The organism is Kitasatospora sp. NPDC008050, assembly GCF_042957465.1.
Lineage (GTDB): Bacteria > Actinomycetota > Actinomycetes > Streptomycetales > Streptomycetaceae > Kitasatospora.
Map to the genome: position 1 here is coordinate 99,406 of NZ_JBIBIJ010000012.1, position 18,513 is coordinate 117,918.

The window sequence follows — 18,513 nt, forward strand, 5'->3', positions numbered from 1 at the left end:
GCCGCCCTGCCCGACCGCTGTCACCACCCGAAGGAGCCCAGGTGCCGGGGATCGACGACTGCTTGTCCGCGGCCCTGCGGATACCCGGCGCCCGCGGGGCGGGCCTGTTCGACTGGGGCAGCGGGCTGGCACTGGGCACGGCGGGCGTCAGCGCGGCCGAGGACCACGAGACCACCGCGACCGAGGCGACCGACCTGGTCAGGCTGGCCGCCGAGAGCCTGAGCTTCGCGGACCCGAGCGATCCGCGGCTGCCCCTGCAGGACCTGATCCTCACCAGCAACCGCAGCTACCACCTCTTCCGGCCGGTCGGCACGGTCTTCGACAGCCGGCTGCTGCTGCACCTGTGGCTCGATCGCGACCAGGCCAACCTGGCCGGCGCGCGGCTGCGGTTACAGGCCCTCGCGGAGGAACTGGTGCTCGGGTGAAGACCACCGCCGTCGCCCACCGCGCCGTCACCGAGCACACCGTTCTTGACGAAGCCGCCGTGGCGCGACTGGCCGACCGACGGGCCACCGGGGCGCTGCACACCGAGACCGGCACCCTCTTCCTTCAGCACGGCGCCGTGGTCCACGTCGAGAGCCCGCGTGCCCTGGGCCTGGGCGAGCTGCTGACCGGTTGCGGACGGATCACCCCGGACGCCTGGCAGCACCTCGTGGACCGGTTCGCCGCCGAGCATCTCGTCGGCCGCCTGCTCGTCGCCCAAGGGGTGCTCACCAAAGGCGAGTTGGAGGCCTGCGCGGTTGCCGCGCTGCACGACGCCGCCTACTTCGCGCTCAGCCCCGGCTCACGTCGCACCGGCTTCGAGCCCGGGGTGCGCCACTGGCTGGGCCCGGTGAACGCCGTGACACCGCGGCTGCTGCACCGCGAGGTCGTCCGCCGCCGCCTGCTGCTCCAGCGGATCTGGCCCTGGCCGCAGGTCGACTCGGCGCCGGTGGTGCGCACCGGCCGGACGCTGCCCGGCACGCTGCCGCCCGGCTGCCGACGGCGCGAGATCCTGGAGCACGCCGACGGCCGCCGCACCCCGGCCGAGCTGGCCCGCCTGCTGGGCCGCTCCAGCTACGCCACCGTCCTGGAGGTCCGCCGGCTCGCCGCGGCCGGCCTGGTCGCCACGCCGCCGGCCGCGCCCTCGGGGAGCAGCGCCGCCGGCCCGGTCGAACGCCCGCCGCGCCCCGTGCCGCCCCTGCCCGCGCCGGCCCTGCCTGCGCCCGCCCTCCCCGCGCCGCCCCTCCCCGACGAGCACCCGCTCCCGCTCCCGCACCGCACCCGTGGCGCCCCCCGGTGCCGCGCGGTCCCGGCGGCGGACCACCCGCCGTCCGTCCACGCCCCGGAGATCGCCCTGCTGCTCCGGATCCGAACCGCTCTGGAGGCTCGACTGTGACCCCCTCTCCACCCGCCGCCCCCCGCACCCGGTCATGAGGCGGGCGCTGAAACCGCGCGGCGAACGGCGCCACTCGGCGGCCCTGGAGAACGCCCTGCTCGCCGAGCTGCGGGTGCTGCGCCAGCGGGTGCCGCACCTGGCGGGCGGCCTGGTCGCCAGCGTGGACGGCCTGCTGCTCGCCCATGACACGCACGGCACCGAGCCGGACAGCCTGGCCGCGCTGACCGCCGCCACCCTCGGGGTGGCCCGGCGGCTCGCGGAGACCACCGGTCAGGGCGACTTCCGCGAGTCGCTGGTCCGCGGCGAGCACGGCTACGTGGCGACCTACGCGGCCGGCCCGGTCTGCGTCCTGACGCTGCTCTCCCATCCGGACGTGAGCGTCGGGCGCCTGCACCTGGAGGCGCGGCGCTCGGCGCAGCGCCTGGGCGAGCTGCTCCAGAGCACCCCCTGACCGCCCGCTGACCACCCGCTGACCACCCGCTGACCACCCCCACCTTCCCTGCGCCACTGCACCCCACAACACCAGCAACCTCGGGAGATACGACATGGCAGACGCCGACAACTCGCTGCGCCAGGCGATGAGCACCGTGGAAGGCGCGATCGGCGCCGCCCTGGTGGACTACGGCAGCGGTATGGCGCTGGGCACCGTGGACGGTGGTGGCGGGCTGGACCTGACGGTCGCCGCCGCCGGCAACACGGACGTCGTGCGGGCCAAGCTGCGCACCATGGAGATGCTCGGCCTGGCCGACGGCATCGAGGACATCCTGATCACGCTCAGCAGCCAGTACCACCTGATCAGGCCGCTGACCAGCCGCAGCGGCAAGGGCCTCTTCCTCTACCTGGCGCTCGACCGGCGCCGGGCCAACCTCGCCATGGCACGCCACCAGCTGGCCAAGATCGAGGCGGACCTGGAGGTCTGACGCCCCGGCCCGGCAGGTCGTGGGAAGGGCGCGGACGGGCACGTTGCCCCGTCCGCGCCATCCGCCATCCCCCGAACGGGGCAAACGCGCGGGTCAGCTGTTGCCGCGGCCCCACGGGCTGCGTTCACTGATCGGAGTTCCGACTCCGAATCCCGGCCCAGGCCGGCCGCGCGAGGGTGGTGCAGGTGCTGTCAGCCCGCAGTCTGTTCCAGGAGATCCACAGCAACGACAAGGCGTTCCAGCTCTTCTGCTCGATCGCCGCCAAGGGCGAGGACCAGGGCGGCTGGGAGAACGGGCGGATCGCCCTGCTGGTGGCCGACCAGGAGCTCGCCCCGAAGATCGCCCGCCACGGGGCCGACGAGGACAAGCACGGCCGCATCTTCAACGCCCTGCTGCACAAGCGCGGCCTGGGCACCGTCCCGGTCCCCGACGAGACCGACTACACGATGATCCTGGAGCGCCAGGGCATCGGCCTGGCGCACAGCCGGCTGCGCCGCGACGAGCCGCTGACCGAGCGGGACGTGATCACCTATCTGGCGCACAGCCGGGTCACCGAGCAGCGCGCCGCCGAGCAGATGCAGTTGCTGCGCAAGGTCTTCGGCGGCCACCCCGAGGTCGGCCGCGCGGTGCGGATGATCTCCGAGGACGAGGACAACCACCTCGCCTACTGCCATGAGGAGTTGCTGCGGCTGGCCGCCGCCGGACACGGACGGCTGATCATGCACACCCTCCAGCAGACGGCGCGCGCCGAGATCCGCGCCTACCGGGATGTCAGCCTCGCGGTGATGGCGCACCTGGCCGCCATCCTGCACTGGCCGCGCGCCAAGTCCGCCGTGCTCGCCGGCGGCATCCACGCGGTCTACCGCTACGAACAGCTCGGCGGCTGGCGCCGGATGACCACGCTGCGGATGCCCGAGCGCCGCAACGCGCTGGGCGCCCCCGCGACCGTTGAACCCTAGGGCTTGGCGCAGCTCAGCTCGGCCGAAGCCGAGGACAACCACGCAAGGAGAGCGATGGACGCCACCGCGCCCCACGTCATCGTCGGCGCCGGCCTGGCCGGGGCCCGGGCAGCCGGGACCCTGCGCGAGGAGGGCTACCGGGGCCCGCTGGTCCTGGTCGGCGAGGAGAGCGAACTCCCCTACGAGCGACCGCCCTTGTCCAAGGGCTACCTGCTCGGCAAGGACCCGCGCGAGGCAGTCTTCGTGCACCCCGAGGAGTGGTACCCGGAGCAGCGGATCGAGCTGCGGCTGGGGACGGCCGTCACCGGCCTGGACCTCGCGGCGCACCGCCTCACGCTGGCCGACGGCAGCGAGCTGGACTACGCGAAGCTGCTGCTGACCACCGGGGCCTCGCCCCGCCGCCTGCCGGTGCCGGGCGCCGACCTGGCGGGCGTGCACTACCTGCGCCGGCTGGCGGAGAGCGACCAGCTGCGCGCCCTCTTCCGCACGGCCAAGCAGATCGCGGTGATCGGCGCCGGCTGGATCGGCCTGGAGGTGACCGCCGCCGCCCGGGCCGCCGGCGTCGGCGTCACCGTGCTGGAGTCCCTGGAGCTGCCGCTGCTGCGGGTGCTGGGCCGCGAGGCCGCCGAGGTCTTCGCCGACCTGCACCGGGAGCACGGCGTCGACCTGCGGTTCAACGCGAAGGTGGCCGAACTCGTCGGCACTGGCGGCACGGTGACGGGCGTGCGGCTGGCGGACGGCACACTGGTGCCCGCCGAGGCCGTGGTGATCGGCATCGGCATCGCCCCGAACACCGCCCTGGCCGAGGCGGCCGGTCTGACCGTCACCGACGGCATCGCCACCGACCAGAGCCTGCGCACCTCGGACCCCGACGTCTTCGCGGCCGGTGATGTCGCCAACGCCCGGCACCCGCTGTTCGACCGCCGGATCCGCCTGGAGCACTGGGCCAACGCGATGCACCAACCGCGCGCCGCCGCCCGGGCCATGCTCGGCCAGGAGGTCTCCTTCGACCGGATCCCGTACTTCTTCACCGACCAGTACGACCTCGGCATGGAGTACACCGGCCATGTCGAGCCCGGCGGCTACGACCGGGTGGTCTTCCGCGGCGACCTCCCGGGGCGCGAGTTCATCGCCTTCTGGCTGGCGGGCGAGCGGGTGCTGGCCGGGATGAACGTCAACGTCTGGGACGTCACCGACCCGATCCGCGAGCTGGTCCGCTCCCGGCGCCCCGTCGACGCCGCCGCCCTCGCCGACCCGGACGTCCCGCTCACCGAGCTCTGAGGCGGATCCAGGGCTTGTCCTCTGACAAGCCCTGGACCGGCGCCTGGGCGGGTGCGGGCTCGCGCAGGCGCTGGGCGGTCTCCTCCAGGCCGGCGGTGTGCGAGCCCTTGAGCAGCACCAGGTCGCCGGGGCGCAGCGAGGCGAGCAGCAGGTCCAGCGCCGCCTCGCGGTTGGGGACCAGGGTGCTGGCCACGCCCCGGGCCTGCGCCTGGGCATGGGTCAGCGCGGCCTCCTCGGCGCCGACCGCGATCAGCGCGGTGACGCCGGCGGCCGCCACCTGGCGGCCCAGCTCGGCGTGGTGGGCCGCCGAGTCCTCGCCCAGCTCGCGCATCTCGCCCAGGACGGCGACCACCCGGCGGCGTCCGTCGGCCATCGCGGCGACCGCGCGCAGCGCCACACCCATCGAGTCGGGGTTCGCGTTGAAGGCGTCGTTGACCACGGTGATGCCGTCCGGCCGCTCGCTGACCTCCATCCGCCCGGGCGTCAACTGCCGTGCCGCGCAGAGCGCTTCGGCGACCTGGTCGAGTCCGGCGCCGAGGCCGAGCGCGACGGCGGCGGCCGCGGTGGCGTTGGCGACGTGGTGCACGCCGTACATGCCCAACTCGACCCGGGCGGCGGCGCCTTGGTGGGTCAAAGTGAAGGAGGGCCGGCCGGCCGGATCCAGGCCGACTTCGGTGGCCCGCACCTCGCCCGCCGCCTGACCGAACGTCAGGACCGGGGCCGCGGAGTGGGCGGCCATCGACATCACGTACGGATCATCGGCGTTGAGCACCGCCAGGCCGTCGGCCGGCAGCGCCTGGATCAACTCGCTCTTCGCGGCGGTGATCGCCTCCTTGCTGCCGCCGAACTCACCGATGTGGGCGGTGCCGACGTTGGTCACCAGGCCGATGTTCGGCGCCAGGATCCCGGTCAGGTAGGCGATGTGCCCGGCCCGGCTGGCCCCCATCTCGGCCACCAGGTAGCGGGTTCCCGGCTCCGCGGCGAGCACGGTCAGCGGCAGGCCGATCTCGTTGTTGAACGACCGCGGGGTGGCCACCGTGGTGTCCATGGTCTCCAGCACCTGGGCGAGCAGGTCCTTGGTACTGGTCTTGCCGGCCGAACCGGTCAGCGCGACCACCGTGGGGGCCTCCAGTCGCGCGAACACCCCCTGGGCCAGCCGGGCCAGCGCGGCGATCACGTCGGGGACCACCACGGCGGGCACCCCCACCGGGCGGGCGCCCAGCACGCCCACCGCTCCGGCCGTGACGGCCGCGCGCGCGAAACGGTGACCGTCGGTGTGCTGCCCGGCCAGCGCGACGAAGAGCGAGCCGTGGTCGGCCAGCCGGGAGTTGATCACCGCGGGGCGGTCGACCCGCGCATCCGGATCGGGCGCGTCGTACAGCACACCGCCCACGGTCTCGGCGATCTCTTGCAGGGTCATGGGGACCACGGCGGCTCCGCTCCGTCAGCAGGCATGACCCAGCCAGTGGGGCCCTGGCCGGGCATCTGGGATGGGGGGTGGGGGTGGGAACTTGAGCCTTAGAGGCTAGTCCCCACCCCGGGCCCAGCCGTTCCGACGCGCCTTGGCTTCCGCCGGATGGCTTGCACCGGGCACGCCACGCCTGCCGGCTGCCCGGGCCCCACCGGTCGCGCCCGCACCATGAGGGCGACCGGCGGCCCCACGGACCGGCGACCGGATGAACAGCCCGCAACCGAGCACGAGGAGATGCGCGATGGCCCAGCAGCCGGCACCCGTCAGCGTGGTGATCGCCGCCTACAACGCGGAGCGGACCCTGGGCCCAGCGCTGACCTCCGTCCTGGCGCAGCTGCCCCCGCCGGCGCAGGTCGTCGTCGTCGACGACGGCTCGACGGACGGCACGGCCGCCGTGGCCGGCGCCTTCCCCGGGGTCGAGCTGATCGGACAGCAGAACCAGGGGCCCTCGGCGGCCCGCAACACCGGGATCCGCGCGGCCACCCAGCCCTGGGTGGCCTTTCTCGACGCGGACGACCTCTGGCTGCCGGGCAAGCTGGCCCGGCAGCTCGCCATCGCCGGGCGGCGGCCGGAGGCCGTGCTGCTGGCCGGCGACTGGGTCCGCACCGCGTCCGTGCCGCACCGCCCGGACGGCGACGCCATGGCACCGGAGACCGAGACCCTGCTGGGCTACCGGGATCTGCTGGTGCTCAACCGGTTCCAGACCTCCACCGTGCTGGTGCGCGCCGAGGTGCTGACCGCCTGTGGCGGCTTCGATCCGGCGCTCGACGGTGCCGAGGACTGGGATCTGTGGCTGCGCTGCGCCAAGCTGGGCCCGGCCGTCAAGCTGGACGTCCCGCTGGTGGTCTACCGCGACGAGCCCACCGGCTACAGCAAGGACCTGCCGCGGCTGTACCGCCGGATGCTGACGATGCTGCACCGCGAGCGGCACGGGACCACGCTGACGGCCGTCGGCTTCGCCCGGGTGCTGACCTGGCACCACCTGCGGTTCGCGCTGGCCTTCCTGCTGGCCGGTCAGCCGCATCACACCCGGGGAGTGCTGCGCGAGGTACGCCTGGCGGGCCTGGCCCGGCATGTGCCCGGCGCGGCCGTGGGCTACCTGCTCCCCTTCCTGGGCGGCCGGGTGCGACGCCGGCTGCGCCGGGGCTGAGCCGGGGACCGACGGGCGCCGGCCAGTCGCTCACCCGGCAGTCGCTCACCCGGCAGTCGCTCCCCCCACAGTCGCTCGGCCAACGGTCGACCGCCCAGCAGCCGGTCGCCCAGCGAGAAACCGGTCGGCGCCAGTGCCGCCAGGCCCAGGCTCACCGGCAGCGCGCTGGCCACCACGGTCAGGCCGACCAGCAGCGGCAGCACCGCCCGTACGCCGGCCACCGGCGTCATCGCATGGACCGTCAGCCAGGCGAGCAGCGCGGCCGGCAGGCTGGTGGCCAGCGCCCGGGTCAGCGCCGGTCGCACCGCCGACCCCTCGGGCAGCCCGCCGATCCGCCGCCGCAGCACCGCACCGGCGGCGAGGGCCGCGGCCGCGTAGCCCACCGAGACCGCCACCGCCACGCCCTGCACCCCGGCCGGGCGGTAGAGCAGCAGCGCCAGCAGCACCGTCAGCCCGTTGTTCAGCACGTAGAGCGCGAACGCCGAGCGCAGGTCCTGGATCGCCTGGAAGACCCGGATGAAGTACAGGTAGGCGGAGAACCCGGGCAGCCCTAGCGCCAGCACGGTCAGCACCTGCCCGGTCAGGGCCGCGCCCGCCGCGCTGGTCGCGCCGTGGCCGAGCAGCAGGCGCACGATCGGATCGGCCAGCGCGGCCAGCACCGCGGCGATCGGCACCATCAGCAGGACCAGCAGCCGCAGTCCGCCGGCCACCGCCGTGCGCAGCTCGCGCACCCGCCCGGCCGCCCAGTCGCTCGCCCAACCAGGCTGCCGCGCACCGGTGATGGAGACCGCCACCACGCCGAACGGCACCTGGAAGAAGCTGTAGGCGTAGGTGTAGGCGCTCACCCCGCCGGGCCGGCTGTTGGCGAACAGCAGCACGGCGAAGAGCGCGGCCTGGTTGGCCGCGACCATGGCGAAGGTCCAGCCGGAGAGCCCGGCCACCCGCCGCACCGCGGGCTCGCGCGGGGCCCAGTGCCAGCGCAGCCGGGCACCGCTGCGGCGCAGCCCGACCAGCACGGTCAGCGTCTGCGCGGCGACCCCGGCGGTGGTGCCGAGCCCGAGTACCAGCAGCAGCGTCGGGTCCGCCAGTGCCCGGCCGGTCGAGCTGTGCCGCAGGGTGTCCGAGAGGAACAGCAGCACGGCGATGAGCACCAGGTTGTTGGCGATCGGCGCGAAGGCGGCCAGCGCGAACCGGCGCAGGCTGTTCAGCACCGCGGTGGCCAGCGCGATCACCCCGTAGAGCAGCACCTGTGGGGCGAACAGCCGCAGCAGGCGCACCGCCACCGCGTACTCCGTCCCGGCGGTGCCGCTCGGGGCGGCCAGCGTGTAGCCGCGCATCAGCGGCCCGGCTCCGAGCGCGACCAGGCCGGTGACCAGGACCAGGGCGACCAGGCAGAGCGTCACCACGGCGGACACGCCGCGCCAGCCGTCCTGGTCGGGCCGGCTCCCGTCCGCGTGCCCGTCCGCGTGCCCGCCCCCGCCTTGCAGGCGCGCGACGAAGACCGGGACCAGGGTGGCCGAGAGTACGCCGCCGAGCACCAGGTCGTAGATCATGTTCGGCGTGGTGTTGGCCAGGTTGTAGGCGTCCGCGAGCGGGGTGACGCCGAGGGCGTAGGAGAGCGCGAAGACCCGGCCCAGGCCGGTCAGCCGGGACAGCGCGGTGCCGGCGGCCATCGCCAGTTCGGGGCGCGGGCGGCGCGCGCGGCGCTGCTCGGGGGCGCTCACGGGGGCGGCACCGCGCGGGGCGAGACCTCGTCTGCCGGATCGGTGAAGCCGACCCGCGCCTCCTCGATCGTGCCGTGCGTCAGGTCGCCGACCACCACCCCGTGCCCGCGGCGCTCCGCGCGGCGCCGCCGCCTGGGGGCCGGTCGCCGTGCCGGGGGCCAGCCGCGGGCGGCCAGCGCCGCGCGGGCGTGCTGCCGGTCGTCGAAGGGCAGTTCGCGGCCCCCGACCTGCTGGGTGGTCTCGTGGCCGCGGCCCACCACCAGCACCACGTCGCCGGGCTCGGCCCGGCCGACGGCCAGCCGGATCGCGGCGGCCCGGTCGGGCTCCAGCAGCACCTCGCGGTCCGGGTGGTCCAGCACGCCGACCAGCATCTGCTCGACGATCGCCCGCGGATCCTCGTCACCGGGATTGTCACTGGTCAGGACGGCGGTGTCGGCGCCGGCGGCGACCCGACCGGTCTCGGGGCGCTTGTACCGGTCGCGCCCGCCGCGGCAGCCGACCACCAGGTGCACCCGGCCGCCGGGACCGGCCAGGTCGCGACAGGTGGCGAGCTGGCCTTCGAGCGCCCCGGGGGTGTGCGCGTAGTCGACCACCACCAGGAACGGCTGCCCCATGTCGACGAGTTCGGAGCGGCCGGGGATCGGCTCGCAGCCGGCCATCCCCGCCGCGGCCGGGCCGGGGGGCACCCGCATGGCCCGCGCCGTGAGGTAGGCGGCGGCGAGGTTGGTGCTGTTGCAGGACCCCAGGACCGGGGCGGTCAGCTCGATCAGCCCGTCCGCGCAGTCCAGCCGGATCCGGGTGCCGCGCCGGTCGCAGCGGGTCTCGGTGATCCGGGCCTCGGCCCCCTGGCTGTGCCCGAAGGTGAGCACCGGCACCGGCGCCTGGGCGGCCAGTCGCCGGCCCCACTCGTCGTCCACGCAGACCAGCGCCTGCCGGCAGCGGCCGGGGACGAAGAGCAGCGACTTGGTGTAGTAGTACTGCTCCATCGTGCCGTGGTAGTCCAGGTGTTCAGCCGTCAGGTTGGTGAACACGCCCACGTCGAAGGCGATCCCGGCCACCCGGTGCTGGTCCAGGGCGTGCGAGGAGACCTCCATGGCGGCCGCCCGTACCCGCTCGGCGCGCATCCGGGCGAAGACCCGTTGCAGGTCCGGCGCCTCCAGGGTGGTCAGTGCCGAGGCCCAGCGGTGCTCGCCGATCCGGGTCTCCACGGTGCCGAGCTGGCCGGCCCGCCAGCCCGCGGCGACGAAGGCCGCGTGCAGCAGGTAGCTGGTGGTGGTCTTGCCGTTGGTGCCGGTCACCCCGGCGATCGAGAGCCGGTCGGCCGGACGCCCGTGCAGGGCCGCGGCTATCGGGCCGATCGCCCAGCGCACGTTCGGCACCCGCAGCTGCGGGACGTCGAGTTCGAGGAAGCGCTGCACCAGCAGGGCGCGGGCACCGGCCGCGACGGCGGCCGCCGCGTGGTGGTGGCCGTCGGTCCGGGTGCCGGTGAGCGCGCAGAACAGCCAGCCGGGGCGGACCTGGCGGCTGTCGTGGGTGCAGTCGACCACCGCGGCGTCACCGCCGCGCAGCTCGGCCCCGGGCCAGGTGGTGGCGAGCCGGGAAAGCAGCACCGGCGCGTGTGGGGCCGCGTCCGCCACCGGCCACCCGGCCCGGTCGGGCGAGAGCGGCCCCGGACGCACGGGGCGCGGCCCCAGCGCTCTGCGGTAGCCAGTCATAGCTCGTCTCTCCATCACGCGCAGGGGCCGCCGGGCCCACCGGGGCCGGGCGATCCGCCCGGCCGGGGTCCGGCGCTCCTTGACGACGCTAGGCGAGGTGATCGTCACCCGCAGCTCGGCATCGGCTACGTGGCGTGAGGGAGAGTGGGGTGTGCGGCGGCCCGCCACCGCCGGGCGGCCGTCAGTGGTCGTCCCAGTGGCCCTGGTGGGCCGCGTGACGGTGCCCGTCGTGCACATAGTCCACGTGGTCGCCGTGCGGCACGGCGACGTGGCCGCAGTCGGTGCCGTGCTGGTGAGCCTCGTGCCCCGGGTGCACCGCGTGCCCGCCGGTGGCGCACTCGTCCACATGGCCCTCGTGGACCCGGTGCAGGTGCCGGTCGTGGGCGTAGTCGACGTGGTCGCCGTGCGGGATCGCGACGTGGCCGCAGCCCTCGCCGTGCTGGTGCGGGTGATCGGTGTGGGGCTCGTGCTGCGTGGCGGCGGTCATCCGGGGGCGTCCTCTCGGGCGTGCGGGGAACGAGCTGCGGGAAGCGGGGCAAAACGCTCCGCTGCCGCCCGAAGATAGCGAGATCCGCCCGGAACGGGCGCGCCCGACACGGCTGGTCGCACCGGCCGCCCGATTGGCGGTCAGCGCACCGCCACCAGCACCGCGCTCGCGCCGCACCGCCACACCACGCCGACGTGCCGAAAGCCCGCCTCCCGCAGCAGGTCCTCGTGGTGCTGCGCCGACAGGCCGTTGCCGTCGCCGCTGCCGGGCGCGGTGCGCGCCGCGCGGGCCGCCAGCAGCTCGGCGAACTCGGGGACCCGACGCACCTCGGCCCACCAGCCCGCCCAGTCCTCGCCGTCGCCCGCACCCTGGCGGCGCGTGCGGCAGTGGCCCACGGCGGTGGCGAGCGCGGCGATGGCGGGGTCGGCCGGGGCCAGGTGATCGCCGTTGACCAGGACGCCGCCCGGGCGCAGCACGCCGGCGAGTTCGCGGTAGATCGCGCGCAGCCGCTCGGGCTCGGGGTAGTGCAGGGCGGTGGTGGACACGGCCGCGTCCACCGGGCGGTCCAGTCCCAGCGCCGCGATCCAGTCCTCGCCCCCGATCAGCGCCTCGACGTAGCGGGCGGCCTGCGGGGCGTGGGTGCGGCCGAGTTCCAGCAGCAGCGGGTCGATGTCCACGGCGACGATCCGCGCGCTCGGGATCCGGGCGACCAGCCGCACCGCGAGCGAGCCGGGGCCGCTGCCCAGGTCGACCACCAGCGGGGACCGCTGGCCGCGGGTCACCCGCTCCACCAGGTCGGCGATGACCGCGAACCGCTCCTCGCGGTCCACCGCGTAGCGCTCCTGCTGGCGCTCCCAGCGGCGCACCCAGGTCTCGGCCAGCGCCGTGCTCACGCCCATCCGTCCGCCGCTCCGTCCGCGCTCCTGTAGCTGACGGTCGGTCAGCCTACTGACAGAGAGCGCAGCACCTCCAGCAGCCGGTCGATCTCCGCCGGCGTGTTGTGGAGGTGCACGCTGACCCGCACCGAGCCCTCGCGCTCGTCCCGGCCTGCCTGGCAGAGGCTGTCGGAGCGCACCAGGAAGCCGTGCGCGGCGAGCACGAAACCGAGGTCGTCGGACTTGATGCCGTGGTGCCGGAAGGTGACAATCCCCTGTCGCTGCTGGACGGATGAGTCCGCGGCCAGGCTCAGCTGGCAGCCGAGCACCTCGTAGTCGGCCAGTCGGCGCAGTCCCTCGGTGAGGCGGGCGGCCAGCGCCACCGTCCAGCGTTCGATCCGGGCCGGGTCGGCGGCGGCCAGCCAGTCCAGCGCCGCGGTCAGCGCGACGGCACCGACGGTGTTCGGGGTGCCCGACCAGCCGCCGGGCTCGAAGCGCGGGCCGCGGGTGTTGCGGGCCCACACCGCGCCGCTGCCCGGCAGCGCCATCGCCTTGTGGCCGGAGAAGACCACGAAGTCGACGTCGAGCTCGCCGACGTCCAGCGGCAGATGGCCGACCGACTGGGCGGCGTCCAGGCAGATCGGCACCCGGGGGCCGACCACCTGGCGGATCCGGTGCACGTTCAGGTTGCCGCCGTAGACGTGGTGGACGTGCGTGGCGGCGACGAACGCGGTGCGCTCGCCCACCAGTTCGGTGAGCGCGGTGGTGTCGTAGTCGTACGAGGACGCCTGGTAGGGCAGCGGGTGCACGGTGATCCGCACGCCCCGGGCGGCGAGCAGCCGCTGGGCCTCCAGCCAGGGCAGCAGGTTCGCCTGGTGGTCGGCGAACGGCACCAGGATCTCGTCGCCGTCGGTCAGCAGGGTGGTGAGCCAGTCGCGGGCGATCGTGCGCAGGCCCTCGGTGGTACCGCTGACGAAGTGGACGGCCGAGGGCCCGCCCGGATCGCCGTCACCGTCGCCGTCGCGGTCGCGGTCGCGGTCGCCGAGGAACTCGGCGACCCGCTGCCGGGCCTGGGCCAGCAGCGCGGTGGTCCGGTTGGCCCAGGGGTAACTGCCGCGCCCCGCATTGGCGTTCACGGTGGTCAGATAGGTCTGCACGGCCGCCAGGACGGCGTGCGGCTTCTGCGCGGTGGCCGCGCTGTCCAGGTAGGCCAGTTCGGGGTTGGCCACGATGATCGGGAACTGCTCGCGCAGCTCCCGCTGCCACCCCGCCAGGCTTGCCAAGTCCTCGTCGCCGGCTGTCATTTCGCGGCGCCTCAGTCCCGCACCAGCGGGGCGCCGGCGTCCCGCCAGCCGACGATGCCGCCGGCCAGGCTGCGGGCGTCCCGGTGGCCCATCCGGGTCAGCAGGGCGGCGTAGCCGAGCGACTTCTCGCCCACCGGGCAGGCCAGCAGCACCGGCTGACGACTGCTGAACGGCAGTCCGCCGTGCAGGAGTTCGTCGAACAACTGATCCACGATGTTGATCGAGCCCTCGATGTGCAGCGCGGCATAGGCGGAGGGGCCGCGCAGGTCGATCACCAGCGGGTGCTCGGCGGCGATCCACTTGCGGGCCGCCTCCAGGTCGACGGCGGGCGCGGCGGCGAGCTCGGCGGGGGTGAGCGAGGCGAGGGAGTTGCGGCGCGGCGGCTGGCCGAGCAGCTCGGGGCGCCGTCGGCGGATGTAGCTCAGATAGCTCTCCACCCGGTCGCAGACGATGAAGACGGCGGTCTGCCGCGGCGCCGCAGGGCCGGTCGGCCCGCCGTCCCGCGCGGCCTGTTCCTCCTCCAGACGGCGCAGGTGGCGCACGGCGCCGAAGTAGGCCGCGCCACCGGTGGGGCCGGCCAGCAGGCCGCAGCGGCGGATCAGGGCGACCATGCCGTCGATCGCCTGGTCAGCCGTCACCGACTCGATGGCGTCATAGGTGGCGGGGTCGAACAGGCCGACCTCGTGCACCTCGTCGATGGTGCGGATGCCGGGGATGAAGTCCGACTTGTGGGCGACCAGGCCGAGCACGCCGAGGCCGGGGTTGCTCGCGCGCAGCGCGGCGGCCACGCCGGTGGAGGAGCCGGCGGTGCCGACGCAGGCGATGAAGTGGTCGGGGGCCCGCCCATCCAGGTCGCGCAGGATCTCCGGGCCGGTGCCGGTCAGGTGCGCCTCGGTGTTCAGGGCGCTGTAGTACTGGTCGGTGTGCAGGTAGCCGCCGCCCGCCTCGGTGAGCATCCGGTGCATCCGGGTGAGCGGGTCGTCGGTGTCGGTGGGGTCCAGGCACTCGGCCTGGCCGGGCAGTTCCTCGATCTCGGCGCCGAGCAGCAGCAGCAGTTCCTTGATCTCCGGGACCTTCATCCGGTTGGTCACGCTGCGGAACCGCAGTCCGTGCAGTCCGGCGATCAGCGCCAGCGCCTTGGCGGTGTTGCCGCTCGACAACTCCACGATGGTGTCACCGCGTTCGACCGCGTCCGGCAGGGCGGCGCGGGTCATCCGCCAGGCCGCGCGGTCCTTCACCGAGCCGAACGGGTTGAGCATCTCCAACTTGGCGTAGAGGTCGATGGTGCGCAGTCCGTGCACCGCCGGGCTGATCCTGACCAGTGGGGTTTCGCCGATCGCCTCGGTGATGCTCTCGTACCTCAACTGTTCTCCCTTGTACCGAATATGGGCCAGTATTCGTCGTCCAGCCGCCAGCGCCAGCGGCCGCCCTCCCGGTAGAGCGCGGCGGTGCGGGCGAGCGGCTGGCCCATCGCGTGGTGAGCGGTGAAGTCCATGCAGTAGCCCGCCGTGTTGGCGAAGGCCAGCAGGTCGCCGGGCTGCGGCAGGCCGGGCAGGAAGACCTGCCGACGGGTGATCAGATCGCTCTCCAGGCACAGGTTTCCGGCCAGGTAGACGCCCACCGGACCGTCGCCGTCCACCGGCGCCCTTCCCTGACGGTGAATCAGCAGCGGGTCCACCAGGACCCCGTGCTGTTCGAGGCCGATGTCCCCGGCGTTCGCCGCCAGCCGCACCAGCGGCTCACCGGCCGCGCTCCGGCGGACTTCGACGACCCGTGCCAGCACCGCGCCGCACTGGTCGACCAGTGCGCGGCCCGGTTCGACGAACAGGTCGTAGAGGCTCTCCAGCAGCAGGGTGGCCAGCGGGCGCCCCAGCTCGGGAGCCGGCAGGTTCAGCAGTTCGTCCAGGTAGCCCGCGGCGGCGATCGACCGGTGCGCGGGGTAGAGGCCGAGCGTGCCGCGCACGGTGCCGGACTCGGCGCGCAGGCCGTAGCCGTGGCCCTGCCAGGTCAGGGCCGGCCTGCGCCCCAGCACGGCGTTGGTCAGCTCGGTGCCGTAGCGCTCCCACTGATCCTGGTCGGCCAGGTAGTTGACCCCGTAGCCGCCGCCCACGTCGACCGCGCGCGGGCGCAGGCCGCGCCGGCGGCAGGCGTCCAGGGCGTTGACGCAGGCCTCCAGGGCGATCGCCTTCTCGGGCAGGCCCACGGTGTCCAGGTGGTAGGCGGCGCCGGTCAGTTCGACCGCGTCCTGATGCCGCTCCACCGCGTCCAGCAGCTCGTCGAGCTCGGCCAGGTCGGTGCCGAACCGGCTCGGCCGGCTGAGCAGCGTCACGCCCGGGCCGTGGAAGCCCGACAGGCGCAGCAGGACCGGAACCCGGGGCAGCGCGTGCTTGCGGACCAGCGCGGCCAGTTCGTCCAGCTCGGCGCGCGAGTCCAGGTTGACGGTGACGCCCAGCCGCGCGGCCAGCCAGAGGAACTCCGGGTTCTTGGGGCCGGTGGCCATGATCCGCCCCGGGGCGAAGCCGGCGCCCAGCGCGTGCTGCAGCTCGGCCACCGAGGCGACGTCCATCCCCACGTCCAGCGCGGCGAGTTGGCGGGCCAGCGCGCTGGACCGGTTGGCCTTGTGCGCGAAGAAGATCTCCCCGGCGAGGTGGTGGCCGCGGTAGACAGCGCGGAACCGCTCGACGTTCTCGGCGAGTTGCTCGGGCAGCACCAGGTTGAGCGGTGAGCCCAGCGCGTCGGTCAGCGAGTGCAGCAGCTCGCCGGCGGCCAGAGCCGAGGCGAGCGGCGGCGCCAGCCTGGGTGTCAGGTAGAGCGGTTCCCTCGGGTCGCGCGGTTCCTGGCGCGGCGGTTCCTGGTACGGCGGTGGCCGGTGCGGCGGTGGTGGTTGCATGGCGGTGTCCCCCTCCCCCTCCGTTCGCAACGGTAACCGCTCCGCTCGCCCGAAGAACAGGGCGCGGACACGCTCCGGTGGTCAGTGGCTACGCCCGGTCCACTGCGGCTCGACCCGCTCCCAGTCGGCCTCCCAGGCGGCTTCGCCGCGCCGCTCCAGGGTCTTCTGCCGGATGCCGTAGCCGATCCAGGCCGCCCCGTCGACCACGGCCAGCGCACCCAGTCCGTACAGTGCGGCGGCCGCGGCCAGCTCGCCGTACGGCTCCGGTGGTGTGCTGGGGATGCCGTTGTCGCCGACCCAGAGCAGCAGGTGGCTGCCGGCCGGGGTGTCGCCCGGCACTCCGATCACACCGGTGTGCGCATCGCCGCCCGGATAGGCCCAGCCGGCCTGGGCCTGCGCCGCCCACGGGGAGCCGGTCGGGCTCGCGGTCGAGGCCACCAGGGTGGTCGCGGTCACCTCGTGGCGGTGCAGCGCCGACTGGCGCGCATGGGCCCGGGCACCGCCCAGCAGGACCAGGAAGACCACCATGCCGACCGCGAGGGAGAGGGCAACCGCCGCCACCAGCGCGATCAGCAGCCGGCTGCGGGCCCGGTCGACCGGTCGGCAGAGCGGGTTGTGCTCCCGCCCGACGGCGCGGCGAAGATGGCAGCTCACGGGCACGTGGCCGACCGCGGACCGATGTGAGACGGATGCGGCTGACATGGCACGCCTCCTCGGTACTCGACGGCGGCCGCCGGACGCCACCGACGGGCCTCTGGTACCAGTCTGCGCCCGGCAGCGGGCGGCGGCTCCGTCGAGTTTCGCCGCCACCCGCGCCGGGCAGCTCAGGGAGCCGTCAGATGCACCCCTGAGGTGTGCTCGTGCACGCTCGGTTACCGGTGCGCCAGCGCGTGCACGAGCTTCGCCCCGTCCACCGTGCCCACGCCGGTGGCCTGGTCGTAGCCCGGGCCCGCGGTGTAGCCGTCGGCGCCGGTCGACCCGCTGGTGACGTCCACCAGGGCCCCCGAGTGGTGGGCGTAGAGCCGGTAGAGGTCGTTGTCGATCTGGCCGAGCCGGTGTCCGGCGGCCTGGTCGGCCAGCGCCACCACGGCGGCGAACAGCGGCGAGGACTCGCTGGTGCCCGCACCGTCCGCCGTCCAGCCCGTGTTGGCCGGGTCGAAGCTGGAGTAGAGCCAGAGCGCGCCGTTGGGCGAGCCGGCCATGCTGACGTCCGGAGTGCCGCGGTGGTCACCGACCACCGAGCGCACCGGGTCCTGGTAGCCGGGGCGGGCGAAGACCTTGGACTGCTCGCCGCCGCTGCCCGACCAGGCGATGTCGGGGGTGGTGCGGGTGCCCTGGTCGTTCAGCGCCAGCTCGGTGCCGCCGACGGCGGTGACCAGCGGGTCGCCGGCCGGCCAGGCCGCGTCCAGCTTCTTCGAGTCGCCGCCGCCGTCGCCCGAGCTCGCGGTCAGCGTGACGCCGTGCTTGACCGCGTTGACGAAGGCGTAGCGCAGCGTGGTCAGGCTGGTGTAGTCGCCCTGGTCGAAGCCGGGGAACTGGCCCTCACTGGTGGCCCAGCTCATCGAGACCACGTCGGCATCGTTGCTGTTGACCAGGTGGTTGATGCCGCTCATCAGCTCGGGCACGCCCACCGGTCCCTCGGTCTCGGCGACCCCGGTCTCCAGCAGCACGATCTTCGCTCCGGGCGCCAGGGAGTGAGCGCCCTCCACATCCAGGGTGGTCTCGCCGGCCCAGCCGTCCATGTCGGCGTTCTTCGGGTCGAACGGCGGCACCTGCCCCCACTTCACCACCTCGACCTGGGTGCTGGGAATGCCCCAGTGCGCCGAGTAGACGTCCAGGTCGTGCTGGATCGTCGGCGAGCCGAAGGAGTCGGCGATCACGATCGTCCGGCCCGCGCCGGTGATCCCCTGCTGGTAGAGGGGGTCGAGGTCGTACGCGGTGCGGTACTGCAGCGGCGAGTAGCAGGCGCGGTGCAGCTGGGTGACACAGTCGCTGGTGGACAGCGGCGCCGCGAGCACCGGGTCGTTGGCGCTGCCCGCGTTCCGCAGCAGGTGCACGGCCGGCAGCGGCGCGGCGGCGGACTGGGCCACGGTCGGCAGCAGGGCGAGCGCGAACGCTCCCGCCGCCGCGGTGGCGGCGAGTCGCAGACGTGCGGACATGGGCACGGCGGATCCCCTCTCGATTTTGAGGTGTCCAGGCCATCGCAGGTTGCGTGAGTTGTCAATGGTGTGTCAGTTGACGTTCGTGTTAAGGACGGTGCGGGGCGGTCCGAGTACGGACACTTTCGGACCGGGTGAGCGGTTTGCCGGGCCCCGGGCGTGACCGGGTCGGGTCACCGGACTCATGCGACCGGGACCAC

At 74.3% G+C, this 18,513-nt stretch carries 17 protein-coding genes; 7 read left to right on the forward strand and 10 right to left on the reverse strand.

What is annotated here, in order from left to right:
* The first annotated feature begins 41 nt into the window (after window positions 1-41).
* From ACFZB9_RS23610 to ACFZB9_RS23635, 6 genes are all read left to right on the forward strand, one after another.
* A complete protein-coding gene (locus ACFZB9_RS23610) occupies window positions 42-425 on the forward strand; it encodes a hypothetical protein (protein WP_391450135.1) in 384 nt (127 codons plus the stop codon).
* The gene (locus ACFZB9_RS23615; RefSeq protein ID WP_391450137.1) at window positions 422-1,378 is read left to right on the forward strand and encodes a transcriptional regulator; all 957 of its coding nucleotides are present in this window, start codon (window positions 422-424) and stop codon (window positions 1,376-1,378) included. The genes ACFZB9_RS23610 and ACFZB9_RS23615 overlap by 4 nt, the downstream gene beginning before the upstream one ends.
* 34 nt (window positions 1,379-1,412) lie before the next feature.
* Entirely contained in the window at window positions 1,413-1,829 is a 417-nt protein-coding gene (locus tag ACFZB9_RS23620; protein ID WP_391450139.1) for a roadblock/LC7 domain-containing protein, read from the forward strand.
* A gap of 94 nt (window positions 1,830-1,923) precedes the next feature.
* Window positions 1,924-2,298: a hypothetical protein gene (locus ACFZB9_RS23625; RefSeq protein WP_391450141.1), complete on the forward strand. Its 375-nt coding sequence runs from the start codon at window positions 1,924-1,926 to the stop codon at window positions 2,296-2,298.
* Window positions 2,299-2,483: 185 nt separating this feature from the next.
* Window positions 2,484-3,257, forward strand: a complete 774-nt coding sequence (locus ACFZB9_RS23630) for a ferritin-like domain-containing protein (protein ID WP_391450143.1) — start codon at window positions 2,484-2,486, stop codon at window positions 3,255-3,257.
* A 54-nt stretch (window positions 3,258-3,311) separates the two neighbouring features.
* Complete coding sequence (locus ACFZB9_RS23635) at window positions 3,312-4,538, forward strand: NAD(P)/FAD-dependent oxidoreductase (RefSeq protein WP_391450144.1); 1,227 nt, start codon at window positions 3,312-3,314, stop codon at window positions 4,536-4,538.
* Here the strand turns inward: ACFZB9_RS23635 and murF are convergent.
* Window positions 4,525-5,967: a UDP-N-acetylmuramoyl-tripeptide--D-alanyl-D-alanine ligase gene (murF, locus tag ACFZB9_RS23640; RefSeq protein WP_391450146.1), complete on the reverse strand. Its 1,443-nt coding sequence runs from the start codon at window positions 5,965-5,967 to the stop codon at window positions 4,525-4,527. The genes ACFZB9_RS23635 and murF overlap by 14 nt on opposite strands.
* Window positions 5,968-6,250: 283 nt before the next feature.
* Here murF and ACFZB9_RS23645 point away from each other — a divergent pair, with 283 nt between their 5' ends.
* Window positions 6,251-7,159 (forward strand): glycosyltransferase family 2 protein, encoded by a 909-nt coding sequence (locus ACFZB9_RS23645; RefSeq protein WP_391450148.1) that lies wholly within the window; start codon window positions 6,251-6,253, stop codon window positions 7,157-7,159.
* Here ACFZB9_RS23645 and murJ read toward each other — a convergent pair.
* The 9 genes from murJ to ACFZB9_RS23690 form a co-directional block, all read right to left on the reverse strand.
* Window positions 7,105-8,883 carry a murein biosynthesis integral membrane protein MurJ gene (gene murJ, locus ACFZB9_RS23650; protein WP_391450150.1) on the reverse strand — a complete coding sequence of 593 codons (1,779 nt, stop codon included), beginning with the start codon at window positions 8,881-8,883 and terminating at the stop codon, window positions 7,105-7,107. The genes ACFZB9_RS23645 and murJ overlap by 55 nt on opposite strands.
* Window positions 8,880-10,598, reverse strand: a complete 1,719-nt coding sequence (locus ACFZB9_RS23655; RefSeq protein ID WP_391450152.1) for a UDP-N-acetylmuramoyl-L-alanyl-D-glutamate--2,6-diaminopimelate ligase — start codon at window positions 10,596-10,598, stop codon at window positions 8,880-8,882. Before ACFZB9_RS23655 ends, murJ begins: the two co-directional genes overlap by 4 nt.
* Window positions 10,599-10,779: 181 nt before the next feature.
* A complete protein-coding gene (locus ACFZB9_RS23660) occupies window positions 10,780-11,085 on the reverse strand; it encodes a hypothetical protein (protein WP_391450154.1) in 306 nt (101 codons plus the stop codon).
* Between the two features lie 140 nt (window positions 11,086-11,225).
* A complete protein-coding gene (locus tag ACFZB9_RS23665) occupies window positions 11,226-11,984 on the reverse strand; it encodes a class I SAM-dependent methyltransferase (RefSeq protein ID WP_391450155.1) in 759 nt (252 codons plus the stop codon).
* A gap of 41 nt (window positions 11,985-12,025) precedes the next feature.
* On the reverse strand, window positions 12,026-13,264 hold the full coding sequence (locus ACFZB9_RS23670; protein ID WP_391450157.1) for an aminotransferase class V-fold PLP-dependent enzyme: 1,239 nt from the start codon (window positions 13,262-13,264) through the stop codon (window positions 12,026-12,028).
* A gap of 11 nt (window positions 13,265-13,275) precedes the next feature.
* Complete coding sequence (locus tag ACFZB9_RS23675; protein WP_391450158.1) at window positions 13,276-14,628, reverse strand: pyridoxal-phosphate dependent enzyme; 1,353 nt, start codon at window positions 14,626-14,628, stop codon at window positions 13,276-13,278.
* Entirely contained in the window at window positions 14,625-16,154 is a 1,530-nt protein-coding gene (locus ACFZB9_RS23680; protein WP_391450160.1) for an alanine racemase, read from the reverse strand. The genes ACFZB9_RS23675 and ACFZB9_RS23680 overlap by 4 nt, the downstream gene beginning before the upstream one ends.
* A gap of 81 nt (window positions 16,155-16,235) precedes the next feature.
* Window positions 16,236-16,856: a hypothetical protein gene (locus ACFZB9_RS23685; RefSeq protein WP_391450162.1), complete on the reverse strand. Its 621-nt coding sequence runs from the start codon at window positions 16,854-16,856 to the stop codon at window positions 16,236-16,238.
* 170 nt (window positions 16,857-17,026) lie between these two features.
* Entirely contained in the window at window positions 17,027-18,313 is a 1,287-nt protein-coding gene (locus ACFZB9_RS23690; protein WP_391450164.1) for a S8 family serine peptidase, read from the reverse strand.
* Between the last annotated feature and the right edge of the window lie 200 nt (window positions 18,314-18,513).